Genomic DNA, 13,754 nt, shown 5'->3' with positions numbered 1-13,754 from the left:
CAAACCGACTGGCCCGAACAACATCTAACTATGAACATAGATAGTGCAGACTCCTTGCATCTGTCAAGCATGTACTGCATGAAAGAGAAGCTCTTGCTATCACGATGCGCATTGATGCGACCGGACCTATAAGGTGGTAGACACCTGCACAGGCTTCGCAGAAAGGAAGAATGCTGAACGATGAGCGGACCATGAGACCCGATCCCAAGCGCCGCGCGCCGGACTTAGACGCCGAGCCGCAAGCCGGTGACGACGGAGGTAAGCGCCCCAAATTGGCCGAGGTGGTGGCGCGTTCGTTGTTGGGGCAGCTCTCCAGCGGCGACCTTGCGCCGGGAGATTCACTACCGAACGAACGCGTGATGATCGAGTCGTTCGGCGTTGGGCGCAGCACGGTGCGGGAGGCGTTGCGGCTGCTCGAGCACCAAGGCGTGATTTCGCTGCGCACAGGCCCTGGCGGTGGCCCGGTGATGCTGGCCCCGGATCCGGAGCGTTTCGGCCGTGCGCTCACCCTGCAGATGCAGTACTTCGGGGTCACTTTCGGGGAGATCGTGGACTCGCGGGTGGTGATGGAGCCCGATATCGTCGCCGCTGCCGCGCTCGCCAGAAACGAACAGGACTTGGCAGCGATGGAATCGCACATGGTCAAGCTGTCGCAGGCGATCCCCGACACGGTGTCATCGCGCCTTGCCTACAGCGACTTCTACGATGCACTGGCCGAAGCCACCCACAACAGCCTTCTTCGTCTCATCTGTATCGTCATTCGACGGATCGGCGACGAATTCCACCGAGAGGTGGTCATGCGCCCGCGCGGCATGCGACGCACCGTGGATCTTCACGAAGAGATGTTCGCGGCGATCAAGGCCGGTGATGCCGACACCGCCCGCACGATCAGCAGCACGTATCTGCAAGAACATCGCCGTTCAATCGAGTCGCTCACGCCGTACCTGCTCGAACGCACGGTCACCTGGTCGATCGGCTAGGCCTTCCATGATCACGGTTTAACCCGTCGGTGGGCGCGCGCACGCTCGCCGCCGCGGTGAGGCCGACGGGTGCGCCCACGTCGACGGGCATTTCGAGGGCAGAATCTTCGCACGATGGAACCGCGGCCCGCTGTCTGCCTCAGCTCATCCGCGTTGACAACACTCGTAATTATGATTATGAATAAATCATGCCCGAGGCTCCTCCCCGCACCTCGACATGGTCGCAGCGGGTCTACTGGTTCGCCGAACAGGAACGCCCGGCCATCGTCACGCCGACCAAAGCGATCTCTGGGCCGAACTTGCTGGAGCGCGTCGGCGGCGCCGCCACGGTGCTGTCAGGGATCGGTGTGCCGGCCGGCACACCGATCGTGGGTTTGATCGACGATCTCGAAACCTCCATCGCGTTGGTCCTCGCCGGGTCGGCACTTGAGCGGCCGTATGCCCCGTTGGGCACTCGATTGACCGCGGCCGAACTCGCGGCGGTCGTAGCAAGGCTTGGCACCCCTGTCATCATCACCACCCCGCGCTGCCGGGCACAGGCCGCAGACATCGCTGATCGAGTCCGCGTCGAGATTGTCGAGATATCGTCACTTCCGGCGGCTTCACCCCCGGCACCGGCCGCGGACCCCGGTGCCGTCGCGGCAATCCTGCACACATCGGGAACGACGGGCGCGCCCAAGGCAATTGCCTACACGGAAGCCCGGCTGACGGCACGCTTGAACACCTGGAACGGCATCGTCCCTCTCGGCCCCCGGGACGTGTACCTCTCGTGCGCATCGTTTCACCATGTCGCCGGATTGGGTGCCGCCACCATGGCGTTGGGCAGCGGAGCGGCGGCGAGCCAACTCGAGCGATTCGATCCCCAGAGCTGGCACGCCTTCCGGACCTGCGGTGTCACCCACGCAACCGTGGTCCCCGCCATGCTCGACAGCCTGCTCAAGCACGGTGTGCTCGCGGACATGCCGTCACTGCGATACCTGATCTACGGCGCCAGTCCCATCGACTCCGGCCTGCTCAAGTCCGCCATGGCCGCTCTGCCTGACACCCGCTTCGTCCAGATCTACGGACAGACCGAGGGAACTCCGATCACGATCATGACGCCGGACGACCATCTGTCCGCCGTCGCCGACCGGCCTGAACTTGGTCGAAGCTGCGGGCGCGCCGCACCCGGCGTTGAGCTGCAAATCGCGGCACCCGACGACCACGGTGTCGGCGAGGTGCTGGCGCGTGGAGATCATCTGTCGGTCGATGGCGACGGCTGGCTGCACACCGGCGATGTCGGTCGGCTGACCGACGATGGCTACCTGCACTTGTCAGGACGGCTGGGCGACACCATCATTCGCGGTGGCGAGAACGTCCGCCCGCTGGAAGTCGAGGCGGTGCTCCGCATGGACCCCGACGTCGCGGACGTCGCGGTGGTGGGACTTCCAGACCCGGCAATGGGCCAACGGATAGCGGCCCTTGTGGTCCCGGCGTCGACCTCGATGCCCGACTGGTCCAGAGTCCGCCGGGCGGCGAGGTCACAACTGGCCGGGTTCAAGCTGCCCGAGGTGTGGTTGACCGTCGACCGCCTACCTCGCAACGCCAACGGAAAGATCCTGCGCCGAGAGGTGGTCGCGGTCTGCCTCAAAGAATCGGCCAGACAGCCGTCCCCCTAACAGATGTCGATCGGATTCATCGAGCCGCAGAGGAGAACATGTCACAACCATTTGAGATGCGGATCGAACTCGGCAAGGTCCGCGAGTTCGCCCGCGCCACTCGCTCCCAGCGGGCCGAGCACTACGACGCGGACGTGGGCATCAGTCCGGTGACTTTTCTGGTGTCGTCCGCCTTCTGGCAGGCACCCGAATCCTCACCGGTGCGAGGCAAGATCGACCTGGCTCGGGCGCTGCACGGTTCGCAGGAGTTCGTGTTCCACGACCAACCGCCTGCGGTCGGCGCCCTCCTGACCGGCCACATGCACATCGGCAATCAGTACGAGAAAGACGGGAAACGCGGCGGAACGATGACTTTCACCGAGATTGTCACCGAGTTCACCGATCAGAACGGAAGGCTGGTCGCGGAAATGACCTCGACACTCATCGAGACTTCACGCCCGGCAGCGGGCTCATGACCTCGGTCGTTTCTTGGGCGGACTTGGCGATCGGGTGCGAAGGCGAGCCGTACTCCGAGCCGCCGTTGAAAATCACGGATTTCGTCCGTTACCAAGGCGCTTCCGGCGATATGAATCCAATTCACCACGACGCGGCGTTCGCCAAAGCGGCAGGATACCCGGCCCCTTTTGCGGTGGGCATGCGCCAAGCGGGTGTTCTTGCGGCGTGGGTGACCAACTGGTTCGGGGCCAGCAGTGTCCGACGGTTCGGAGTGAGATTTCGTGAGCAGGCCTGGCCAGGCGACATCCTCACCTATAGCGGGCGTGTGACCGACAAGCGCGTCGTCGACGGGGAGCGGCAGGCGGATCTCGAGCTGACCTGTACGCGGCAGACAGGTGGTGTGCACCTGGTCGGCTGGGCAACGGTGGTGGTGCCGTGACACTCGACGACGTATAGCGAGGGAAGCCGCAGTTCACCTGCTAAATTGACACCTGTTCTGAAACGTGTTCTATGATCGCCGGTCATGAAGACCAAAGGCGCGCTGCTGTGGGAGCTGAACTCGCCGTTTCGCATCGACGAGATCGAGATCGGTGATCCCGTCGCCGACGAGGTGCAGATCCGCGTACACGCCGCGGGCATGTGTCACTCCGACTATCACCTGACCACCGGTGCCACCCCGATCGGACTGCCGGCGCTAGGCGGCCACGAGGGCGCGGGCGTCATTACGAAGGTCGGCCCTAACGTCACCGGCCTGCAGGAGGGCGACCACGTCATCTTGGCGTTCATTCCCGCCTGCGGCGAGTGTCCGCCGTGCCTGAAGGGCCACCGGTCGTTGTGCGACCGGGGCGCGGTACTGCTCGGCGGCAAGGCCATCGCCGATGGCACCTCGCGCGTGCATGCCGGCACCACCGAGGTGTCGCCGATGAACCTGCTCGGCACGTTCGCGCCGTACATGACCGTGCACAAGGACTCGGTGGTCAAGATCGATTCCGATATCCCATTCGAGACGGCAGCGATCATGGGGTGCGCGGTGCCGACGGGCTTCGGCTCGGCCACCAACGTCGCCGAGGTCCAGGCCGGCGAGACCGTGGTGATCGTCGGCGTCGGCGGCATCGGCATGAGCGCACTGCAGGGCGCGGTGCTCTCCGGGGCCCGCAACGTCATCGCGATCGACCCCAACGACTGGAAGCGCGACCAGGCGCTCAAGTTCGGCGCCACCCATGCCTACCCGTCGATGACCGAGGCCATCGCCCCGGTCATCGATCTCACCCACGGCGTCATGGCCGACAAGACGATCATCGCGGTCGGTGACATGAAGGGCGAGTACATCGAAGAGGCGATGACGCTGACCACCAAGACCGGCACCTGTGTGGTGACCGGCATGGGCTCGATGATGGACGTCGACGTCAAGCTCAACCTGTTCCTGTTCACCATGTTGCAGAAGACATTGAAGGGCAACATTTTCGGCGGCGGCAGCTCACATATTGAGACGCCGAAGCTGGTGGGCCTCTACAAGTCCGGACTACTCAAGATCGACGAGATGGTGACCACCACCTACCGGCTCGAGGACATCAACGACGGTTACGCCGACATGCTCGACGGCAAGAACATCCGCGGTGTCATCACGTTCGACGAGTCGGACTGGTAGCCAGGCGCGCCAGCACCGCCTCGGTCCAGGACCCCACGGCGCGCAACTGCGTCTGCGACATCCCCTCGAACACCACCGAGCGCACCAACTCGGCGTGCCCGGCCGACGCCGCCCGCAGCGCCGCGTGACCGTCCTGGGTGAGATCGGTGGTGGCGCCGCGCCGGTCGTCGTCGCTGCTCGTGCGTGTCACCAGGCCGCGCTCGCGCATCCGCCGCAACTGGTGAGACAACCTGCTCTGCTCCCAGGCCAACACGTCGGCGAGGTGAGTGATGCGCTGCGCCCCGCGCTCGGCGAGCACCACCAGCACCTCGTAGTCGGCCAGCGACAACCCGCAGTCGCGCTGCAACTGCCGGTTCATCGCAGCCTGCAATCGCCCGGTCATCGTCAGGTACCGCCGCCACACCCGCTGCTGTTCCTCGGTCAACCACACGGAATACATGACACATCATCTATGTTGTCGTGTCCAGGGCCACCCACCTAGGCTGGTCCACGATCGGAAGGACCGCGATGACCGCCCCCACCGTCGACATCCGACGCGCCGACGACCGCGCGAAGACGAAGATCTCCTGGCTGGACTCCAAGCACTCCTTCTCGTTCGGCGACCATTACGAACCCGACAACACCCACCACGGTCTGCTACTGGTCAACAACGACGACATCGTCGCGCCGGGCACCGGCTTTGACACCCATCCCCACCGCGACATGGAGATCGTCACCTGGGTGCTGCGTGGTTCGCTGGTGCACCAGGACTCCACCGGTCACTCCGGGGTGATCTATCCCGGTCTGGCCCAACGGATGTCGGCCGGCCAGGGAATTCTGCACTCGGAGAAGAACGACTCGTGGACGCTCACCGGTGAGCGATCCCACGACGAACCGGTCCGGTTCGTGCAGATGTGGGTGGTTCCCGACGAATCCGGGATCACCCCGGGCTACCAACAACTCGAGATCGACGACGAGTTGCTGCGCGGCGGCCTGGTGACCATCGCGTCCGGGATGCCGAAACACAGCGACCAGACCGCGATCACGATCCGCAACAGGTACGCGGCCCTACACGGCGCCCGGATGCAGGCCGGCGACGTCGTCGAACTACCGCAGGCGCCGTTCCTGCACCTGTTCGTCGCCCGCGGTGAGGTCTCGCTCGAAGACGCGGGCGCACTGCGGGAGGGTGACGCGGTGCGGTTCTCGGCATCGGGCGGGCAGCGGGTGACGGCAGCCGAACCCGCCGAGATCCTGGTCTGGGAGATGCATGCGAGGTTGGGTGCGGCGTAAGCGAATCCCGGCGGGCTTGGCCGCAGTCACGCTGTTGGCCGGCTGCGCCGCCACACCGACGCCCGACGACGAGCCGCCTCCGCCGCCGACCGTCGCCGAGGTGGGCGCGGGACTGACGCCCGTGGGGGTGCGGGCGAGTCGCGGCCTGGCGCAGGCCCCCTTCGATGAGGCGCGCGAGGCATTGGTGCCGGCGGGCTGGACGCTGTCGGTGTGGGCCCGAACGCCCGGACCGCGGTTGGCGGCATGGGCACCCGACGGCGCCCTGCTGGTTTCCGTGCCCAGTGAAGGTGAAGTGCTGCGCATGCAGCCCACCGACGGTGACGAGCCGGACATCGCACCACTCCTCGAGGGCCTTGAGCAACCACACGGGCTGGCATTCGTCGGCGATACCCTCTACGTCGCCGAGAGCGACCGGGTCGACACCTATGACTACGTCGACGGCGCGGCCGTCAACAGACGTCCCGTCGTCGACGGTCTGCCCGACGCGAAAAGCGCCGACCTGCGCGGGGCCTACTCGCACGCGCTCAAGAGCGTTGCCGTCGGCCCGGACGGAGCGGTCTACTTCTCCATCGGATCCACCGGGAACATCTCGGCGCGGGACCGCGACGCGACCCCGCCTCGGGCGACCATCATGCGCGTCCCGCCGGGCGGCGGGCCCGCGCAGCCGTTCGCCACCGGGGTGCGCAACGGCACCGGGCTCGCGATCGCCCCGGACGGCTCGGTGTGGACGGCGGTCAACAACCGCGACAACGTCGCCGACCCGCAAACGGGCGAGGTCGAGATGGGTTACGTCAACGATCATCCGCCCGAGTCGATCGCCCGGTTGACGCCGGGACGTGAATTGGGCTGGCCGTACTGCAATCCCGACGGTGGGCCGGCGAATCTTCGGCTGATCCGCGATGTCCAGACGAACGCCGACGGCAGCAAGCTCGACTGCGCGTCGCTGCCGCCGATCGAGCAGAGCCTCGGCGCGCACGCCGCCCCGCTGGGGATGAGTTTCACCGACGGTGTGCTGCCCGCTCCGTACGCCAGCGGGGCACTGGTCGGTGTGCACGGTTCATGGAACCGCAAGCCGCCGCGGAAACCCGAGGTGGCGTTCTTCGAGTGGCGAGACGGCCGGCTGGGCGATGCGCAGACGCTGGTCGGCGGTTTTCAGGCCGCGGACGGCACACGGTGGGGCCGTCCGGTCGCCGCAGTGGCGGGACCGGACGGCGCCGTGTACATCACCGACGATTACGCCGATGCCGTCTACCGACTGGCACCGCCGGGGCGTTAGCGCACCGTGGGCGCGTTCGTCCCCTTGCGACCGGTGATCGCGACGTAGATCGCGATCAGCACGATCGCCACGACGATGCCGACGAGGAACGGAATGACTTCCCATCCACCGTTGGAGTTGGAGTAGCCGAGCTGATAGGTCAGCCAGCTGCCGATGAAGGATCCGAGCGCGCCCAGAGCGATCGTCATGATCACACCGATGTTCTGCTTGCCCGGCATGATGAGTCGCGCGAGCGCGCCGACGATGAGTCCGATGACCAGCGCGCTGATGATGGTTCCGATCATTACTGCTCCTTGATGTAGTGCCGACGCACGCGGATTACCCACTTCTCGATGACGAAACCCCAGTCGTCACCCCCGATATGCAAATGTGATGCATCTGTGACGGAAGTTGACTGTGTGTCTGTTGGGATTACTGTGGTGATCCGTTAACGGACTCCCGTGAAAGGGCAGCCTTGTCGACTCCAGTGCCACACATTCGTCGTTTCGCGGCATCCGCGGCGGCGCTGCTGTTGTGCGCGGTGCTGTCGACGACGGCGGGCGTGCCGACCGCGCATGCGGCGAGCGCCCGCGAGTTGCTCGCCAATGCCATCGCCACGACCCGTGGGTCGTATCTGGTGTACAACTTCGGCGGCGGCCACCCGGCGCCGATGCTCAACGCCGGCGGAGGTTGGTACGAGTCCAACGGCGGCGGCCGGCTGATGATCATCAAGGGGGCCTCCAAACGGTTGGCGCCGCGCCTTCTGGTCGACACGCACACCGGCTATCAGGCCCGCTGCGAGCGTGATCCGCGGGCGCGCACGGGCGAGGGGCTGTTCCAGGCATCCGAGATTTATCCACCCCTTCAAGCCTGGCAGGCGTTGGGGCAACCAACGATTGCGATCAACGCCAACTTCTTCGACGTGCGCGGGCAGAAAGGTGGCTCGTGGAAGTCCACGGGCTGCAGTTCGCCGCTGGGCGCCTATGTCGACAACACCCGCGGGCACGGCCGCGTCAACGCCGCCGTCACCGGTACCGTCGCCTACGCCGGTAAGCAGGGACTGTCCGGTGGCAATGAGAACTGGAAGGCGCTGTCGACGATGATCCTGCCCGTCGGCGGCGCGCCCTATGTGGTTGCGCCGAAGAGCCCCAACGACTATGACGCCGCGTCCCCGGTGATCTCGAGCCTGCTCGACAAGGGTGCGCGGTTCGTCGCGGTGGCCGGCATCGGGCTGTTGGCTCCCGGCGACACCGGACAGCTCAACGACGGCGGGCCCAGCGCCGCGCGCACGGCGATCGCCTATGCCCGTGACAAGGACGAGATGTATGTCTTCCAGGGCGGCAGCTATACGCCCGACCAGATTCAGGATCTGTTCCGCGGCCTCGGCAGCGATACGGCCGTGCTTCTCGACGGTGGCGGTTCCTCGGCGATCGTGCTGCGCCGCGACACCGGTGGCATGTGGGCCGGCGCCGGTTCGCCGAAGGGGTCGTGCGACACGCGACAGGTGTTGTGCGACTCCCGCGAACGCGCGCTGCCCAGTTGGCTCGCGTTCAATTGACCCGGCGGTGCGCCGCCGGTGACCGGTCAGGCGGCCGCTGACCCCTCGCCGCCCGCGCTGCCGGTCACCGAACCACCGCTCACCGGTCCGTCGGGGCTGTCGCTCGGTGAATCGTTGTCGGGCTTGATATTCGACGGCGCCGTCACACCTGTCGAGTTCCCGCCACCCGTGGTGGGGGTGGTCTCGTCGGTCGTCCCGTCGTCTGCGTCGAGGTCGTCGCCGTCCAGATCGATGTCGAGGTCGTCGAAGTCGTCGTCGCCGTCGAGATTCGCGTCGCCGAGATCCCCACCGCCGAGATCCCCATCGTCGCCGTCCACGTCGTCGAGATCGATGTCGCCGATATCGCCGTCGTCGAGATCGTTGTCGTCGAGATCGTTGTCGTCGAGGTTGTTCTGATTGGTCCCGCCCTCGACCGGCTTGCTGTCGTCGATCTTGCCTGTGTCGGAGGGCTTTCCGCTCTCGTCGGAGAATGTCGACATCATCAGCGAGCGCGCGCCGAGGTCGGGGATGTCGGCCGCGCCGGCCGGCATCGTCATCTCCTCGGTCTGGGTCGCCGAGCTCAGGTCGCCGACGAGGCCGCCGAGCAGATCCTCGAGGCCGAGCCCGCCGAGAATGTCGCCGAGGCCGCCGAGACCGGTCAGCAGGTCGAGCAGGCCGGTGATCGCGTTCGGCGTTCCGGGGGTCGGGTTACCGCTGAAGAATTCCTTCTGAATCCCCTGCAGCAGTTGGTTGAACAGCACCGCGGGCACCTGTCCCCAGTTGATGTCGGGGAAAGACATGAACGGGACGGCTTCGCCGGCTTCGGTCAGCGTGCGCTCGTATGCACCGGTCTCCTCGTTGAACACCACATCGGTGTATCCGAGGTTGGTCAGGCTGGTCAGCACCGGCGCGAACGCGTTGGCGACGAGGTTGAACGGGTTGACCGGCAGCGCGCCCAGCGTCGCGAGGTTCAACACGTCAGACGCCAAGTAGAACGGCTCGAGCAGTGGCAGCGTGCTCGCCGGCAACGTGAGATAGATGTTGAGCCCCAACGGTTCTCCCGCCAGGATGTCGGCCAGGATGTCGCCGACCTGGGTGGTGACCTGCTCGTCCACCCGGGAGGCGTCGATGCCGCGCAGCACGTAGGTCGGCAGCAGCAGGGCCGCGAGGTTGTTGGCCAGCGAGACGGGGTTCGGCCACGCCGCCACGTCCGACGAGGGGTGGAACTCCAGGCCGATGTCGAGCAGGATCGGAACGAGGTTCGCGCCGCCCAGGGACAGGCCGGTCTGCAGGATCGGGAGACCACCGTCGCTGGTCACCTCGGTGTCGGGGTTGACGGTGTCGATGCCGAGCAACCCGAACAGCGGATAGGCACGGGCCAGCGGACCGCCGTTGGGCCGGGCCGGGTTGAACAGCAACACCATGGGCAGAACCGTGAAGCTGCCGAGCAACGGATGCGACGACGACTGCGTGCCGCCGGGCTGGTTGGGCAGGTCGGCGACGACCTTGTCGTAGCCGGTCGCGATGGCGAACGCGCCCAGGCCCGCACCGATGGTGACCGGCACCCGCAGGTCGAGCACCTCGACGTTGGGCAGGGTGTTCACCGCGGCGGACAGGATGCCCTTGAGGGTTCCGCCGAGCCCGCCGTCGGGCAGCAGGTCCACCACGTCCTGCACGAGACCGCGGGTGCTGACGTCGAGGTATTCCGAGTTGATGATGTCGTTGGCGACGGAGTTGGGCAGCGCCGGCGTCCACCCGACGTCCAGCCCCAGCAGTTTGAGCAGGGTGAACGCGGGTCCGGCGGTCAGGATGTTGACGCCGGGCACATCGAGGCTGGACAGGTTCAGCGGGTCGCTCAGGTCGATGCCGACCAGTCGGAGCAAGCCGCCGAGGCTGTCGGCGCCGAGCAGCTGCAGGGCAGAATCCAGGACGGGCCCGAGGGTCAACTCGCCGATCGGTCCTAGTAGCTCGCTGACGAGTTGGCCGGTGTCGATCGGGATCTCGTCGAGGATGTTCTGCAGCAGCGGACCGGGTAGCCCGTCGAGCAGGCCGCCGAGCAGGCCGTCGATCACGCTCTCGGGGTCCAGGCCGGCCGCCGCCGCCAGCGCACCGAGGTTGAGGTTGTCGACGATCGCCCGGATGAGGACGTCGGCCGCGGTCTGGCCGAGGTCGTAGCCGACCGAGCCGAGCCCACCGGTGATGTCGGGGATGTCAGCCGGTTGCGGGAACGGGTTGATGGCGGCGGCGAGGTCGACGTCGGCGCCGACCATCTTGCGGTCCTGCGCCTTGTCGGGAAGCGGGGTGGCGCCGACCGTCAGCGCGGTGGCCGTGACGGTGGCGGCGCTCAGGGCCGTGATCTGTTTGGCCCGGCGACTCCGCTTGCGATGCTTGCCAGCCATGTAACCCGTCCTTCCGGTCGCCGCGCCGCTTCGTATTGACGTGACCGTAACACGAACACACCGCAGGGTATGGGGAATCCTGGCAAATTATGGCTTGCGTCGAATTCGCCAGCCACACCGGTAGGCCGAGACGGGGCAACGTACTTAGCCGTCCAAGAGCGTTCGCGGACGGGCTTGAACTCAGGTGCTGCGCTAAAGCGCTTGCACCTGCAACTATGCCGGGTCACCGGCGATATTACCGGCGATCAGGCGATTGTGAGCAACGCGGATCGGACCGCGGCCGCCGTCTGGCGCGCGTAGCCGCCGCCGAACAGGACGACGTGTGCCAGGAGCGGGTAGAGCTGATGCAGGCCGACACGGTCACGCCAGCCGGTACGCAACCGTCGGTGGGACTGATAGCCGTCCAGGACCGCGTCGGCATGCGGGCAGCCGAACAGCGCCAGCATCGCCAGGTCTGTTTCGCGGTGACCACCGTGGGCCGCCGGATCGATCATCACGGCCCCGTCCGGGGTCCACATCACGTTGCCGCTCCACAGGTCGCCGTGCAGACGCGCGGGCGGATCGTCGTCGTCGAAGCGGCCCGCCTCGCAGTGGGCGATGAGGGTGTCCAGGTTGTCCCGAGTGGTCGCGTCCAGGTGCCCGGCCGCCTCGGCGCCCATCGGGGCGAGGCGCTCGCGGGCGTAGAAGGCGCCCCACCGGTCGTGTCGGGTCAACGACATCGGCAGTGGTTGGTGCAGCGGGCCGAAATAGCCCGGACCACTCCAGCCGTCCGGCGGCGCGCCGAACGCGTCGGCGCCGGCGTCATGAGTGCGGGCCAGTCGTCGGCCGAATTCGTGGGCGGCCGCCGGGGTCGGCGTCACGGACGTCAGCCGTTGCAGGGTGAGGCTGCCGTCGTCGTATCCGAGGACCGCAGCGCACGGCACACCTCCGTCGGCAGCCGCAAGCCATCGCAGGCCGGCGGCTTCACAGGCGAAGAACCCGCTGGGCGCGTTGGGGTTTCGTTTGACGAAGCCGGCCATGCCTAAGGTTGACCGGAGACCCGCCGCAACAACCGATCGCGAAGCCGGGTCGGAAGATTGGTCGCGACCGCCACCTGCAGCTTGGGCCCGGCGCCGACGACATAGCGCGCCTTGGGGCGACGGGCGCTCAGCGCCTGCTCGACGACGGCGGAGACCTTTTCGACGGGTACCGCGATCCGCTGGGATACCGGGACCATCTTCTTCATCCCCGCGATGTGCCTGGCATACAGGTCGCGGTGCGCCGGGGCCATCTGCGACTGGAGTTCCTCGACCATGTCGTCCGCGGTGCGCCACATGTCGGTGTCGGTCTGTGCGGGCTCGATCAGGACAACCCGAATCCGCCACGGCGCCAACTCATCCGCAACGCGTCGGCGGCGGCTTCCAGCGCGAACTTGCTTGCCGCGTAGGCGCCGATGAGCGGCATCGACAGCCGGCCGTTGACACTCGAGACGAACACGATGCGGCCTCGTGACTCGCGCAGCCGTGGCAGCACCGCCTGGGTGACGGCGAGTTGGCCGATCACGTTGATCTCCAATTGGTTTCGCCAGTCTTGCGGGCTGACTGTCTCCATCGGGCCGCCGACCACGACCCCGGCGTTGTTCACCAGCGCGTCGAGGCGGGGCGGAAGCGACTCCTGCAGAGCGGCGATGTGGTCGGTCGAGGTGACGTCGAGCAGGACCGACGAGATGCGCTGCGGGTTGCGCTTGGTGATCGCTTCGGCATCGGCGTGACTGCGCACGCCGGCGATGACGTCCCATCCGGCGGCGGCCAGGCGCTCGACGATGGCCCGGCCGATGCCCCGCGATGCGCCGGTGACGAGTACTGACCGCATGGCAAGAAGACTAGAGCGTTTCAGGCCCGCCGGCGTGGCGAGCGTCGCGCCCCGAACCAGAAGATCGCCGCGCTGGCCGCCACCATGCCCGCGGCCAGCGCGATCACCGGCGCGACGGTCACCCGGGTCAGGGTGGCGCCGAGCACCGCTCCGGCGCACATCGTCAACACCACGCCGTATCGCAGCCGTTCGCGCTCGCCGGTGCCGCCTGCCAATCGGCTGTCGAACCCGATCGCGGAGATGGTGCTGGTCAGCACCGTGGTGGACAGTTCCTGGATGCCGAATTGGCGCGCGGTGACGTTCTGGACGCCGAACGTCACCGCCAGGCCCGCGATCAGGATCAACTTCGTGTCGTCGTGGTAGTCGAGCACCCCCGTGCCCGCCAGCACGGCCAGGGTGACCAGGGCCAGCACCTCCAGCGAGAACGTGATGCCGAGCCAGCGCCGGACGTTGCCGTCGAGATGGCGGGCCAGCCGGCCGCCGAGCATCGCGCCGGCCACGAAGCTGACGAACGCGACGAGCGCCGCGGTCAGGTCGACGCCGGAGTGTGGCACGAACCAGAACCCGAGGAAGATGACGTTTCCGGTCATGTTCGCGACGAAGACGTGGCCAAGCACCAACACACTGACCGCGTCGATGAGGCCGGTCGCGAACGTCAGGCTCAACAGGCTGATGACCGTCAACCGTTGGGAGACCGGTGATTCGACGGCCACGGCCGGAGT

Annotated in this window: 15 protein-coding genes; 8 read left to right on the top strand and 7 right to left on the bottom strand. The window is 66.7% G+C overall.

Features of this window, described 5'->3' with window-relative positions:
- Positions 1–170: 170 nt before the first annotated feature.
- The 5 genes from ABQE89_RS23985 to ABQE89_RS23965 all read left to right on the top strand — a co-directional run bounded on the left by ABQE89_RS23985 (position 171) and on the right by ABQE89_RS23965 (position 4,721).
- Entirely contained in the window at positions 171–980 is an 810-nt protein-coding gene (locus tag ABQE89_RS23985) for a FadR/GntR family transcriptional regulator (RefSeq protein WP_448421316.1), read from the top strand.
- A gap of 188 nt (positions 981–1,168) precedes the next feature.
- Entirely contained in the window at positions 1,169–2,638 is a 1,470-nt protein-coding gene (locus ABQE89_RS23980; RefSeq protein WP_448421314.1) for a class I adenylate-forming enzyme family protein, read from the top strand.
- 56 nt (positions 2,639–2,694) lie between these two features.
- Entirely contained in the window at positions 2,695–3,093 is a 399-nt protein-coding gene (locus tag ABQE89_RS23975; protein ID WP_448421312.1) for an FAS1-like dehydratase domain-containing protein, read from the top strand.
- Entirely contained in the window at positions 3,090–3,512 is a 423-nt protein-coding gene (locus ABQE89_RS23970; RefSeq protein ID WP_448421310.1) for a MaoC family dehydratase, read from the top strand. Before ABQE89_RS23975 ends, ABQE89_RS23970 begins: the two co-directional genes overlap by 4 nt.
- An 84-nt stretch (positions 3,513–3,596) precedes the next feature.
- The gene (locus ABQE89_RS23965; RefSeq protein WP_448421308.1) at positions 3,597–4,721 is read left to right on the top strand and encodes an NDMA-dependent alcohol dehydrogenase; all 1,125 of its coding nucleotides are present in this window, start codon (positions 3,597–3,599) and stop codon (positions 4,719–4,721) included.
- On the opposite strand, the gene ABQE89_RS23960 is transcribed toward ABQE89_RS23965, so the two are convergent.
- The gene (locus ABQE89_RS23960; RefSeq protein ID WP_448421306.1) at positions 4,696–5,160 is read right to left on the bottom strand and encodes a MarR family winged helix-turn-helix transcriptional regulator; all 465 of its coding nucleotides are present in this window, start codon (positions 5,158–5,160) and stop codon (positions 4,696–4,698) included. The two genes, ABQE89_RS23965 and ABQE89_RS23960, sit on opposite strands and share 26 nt — an antisense overlap.
- Before the next feature lie 68 nt (positions 5,161–5,228).
- On the opposite strand from ABQE89_RS23960, the gene ABQE89_RS23955 reads away from it, so the two are divergent.
- Both ABQE89_RS23955 and ABQE89_RS23950 read left to right on the top strand, forming a co-directional pair.
- Positions 5,229–5,990, top strand: coding sequence for a pirin family protein (locus ABQE89_RS23955; protein ID WP_448421304.1), 762 nt, complete (start codon positions 5,229–5,231; stop codon positions 5,988–5,990).
- Complete coding sequence (locus ABQE89_RS23950; RefSeq protein ID WP_448421302.1) at positions 5,968–7,266, top strand: PQQ-dependent sugar dehydrogenase; 1,299 nt, start codon at positions 5,968–5,970, stop codon at positions 7,264–7,266. The genes ABQE89_RS23955 and ABQE89_RS23950 overlap by 23 nt, the downstream gene beginning before the upstream one ends.
- On the opposite strand, the gene ABQE89_RS23945 is transcribed toward ABQE89_RS23950, so the two are convergent.
- On the bottom strand, positions 7,263–7,550 hold the full coding sequence (locus tag ABQE89_RS23945; RefSeq protein ID WP_448421300.1) for a GlsB/YeaQ/YmgE family stress response membrane protein: 288 nt from the start codon (positions 7,548–7,550) through the stop codon (positions 7,263–7,265). The two genes, ABQE89_RS23950 and ABQE89_RS23945, sit on opposite strands and share 4 nt — an antisense overlap.
- A gap of 110 nt (positions 7,551–7,660) precedes the next feature.
- Between ABQE89_RS23945 and ABQE89_RS23940 the strand changes: the two genes are divergently transcribed.
- Positions 7,661–8,803: a phosphodiester glycosidase family protein gene (locus tag ABQE89_RS23940; RefSeq protein ID WP_448421387.1), complete on the top strand. Its 1,143-nt coding sequence runs from the start codon at positions 7,661–7,663 to the stop codon at positions 8,801–8,803.
- 26 nt (positions 8,804–8,829) lie between these two features.
- On the opposite strand, the gene ABQE89_RS23935 is transcribed toward ABQE89_RS23940, so the two are convergent.
- From ABQE89_RS23935 to ABQE89_RS23915, 5 genes are all read right to left on the bottom strand, one after another.
- The gene (locus ABQE89_RS23935; protein WP_448421298.1) at positions 8,830–11,181 is read right to left on the bottom strand and encodes a hypothetical protein; all 2,352 of its coding nucleotides are present in this window, start codon (positions 11,179–11,181) and stop codon (positions 8,830–8,832) included.
- Positions 11,182–11,426: 245 nt separating this feature from the next.
- On the bottom strand, positions 11,427–12,200 hold the full coding sequence (locus ABQE89_RS23930) for a fructosamine kinase family protein (protein WP_448421296.1): 774 nt from the start codon (positions 12,198–12,200) through the stop codon (positions 11,427–11,429).
- 2 nt (positions 12,201–12,202) lie between these two features.
- Positions 12,203–12,496, bottom strand: coding sequence for a Rossmann-fold NAD(P)-binding domain-containing protein (locus tag ABQE89_RS23925; RefSeq protein ID WP_448421294.1), 294 nt, complete (start codon positions 12,494–12,496; stop codon positions 12,203–12,205).
- Between the two features lie 26 nt (positions 12,497–12,522).
- Entirely contained in the window at positions 12,523–13,032 is a 510-nt protein-coding gene (locus ABQE89_RS23920; RefSeq protein ID WP_448421292.1) for an SDR family NAD(P)-dependent oxidoreductase, read from the bottom strand.
- Positions 13,033–13,052: 20 nt separating this feature from the next.
- A complete protein-coding gene (locus tag ABQE89_RS23915) occupies positions 13,053–13,745 on the bottom strand; it encodes a YoaK family protein (protein WP_448421290.1) in 693 nt (230 codons plus the stop codon).
- Positions 13,746–13,754 lie beyond the last annotated feature (9 nt).

The organism is Mycolicibacterium sp. XJ1819, from assembly GCF_053483675.1.
The sequence above is the reverse complement of the archived record's forward strand: the minus strand, read 5'-3'. Positions and strand labels throughout refer to the sequence as shown.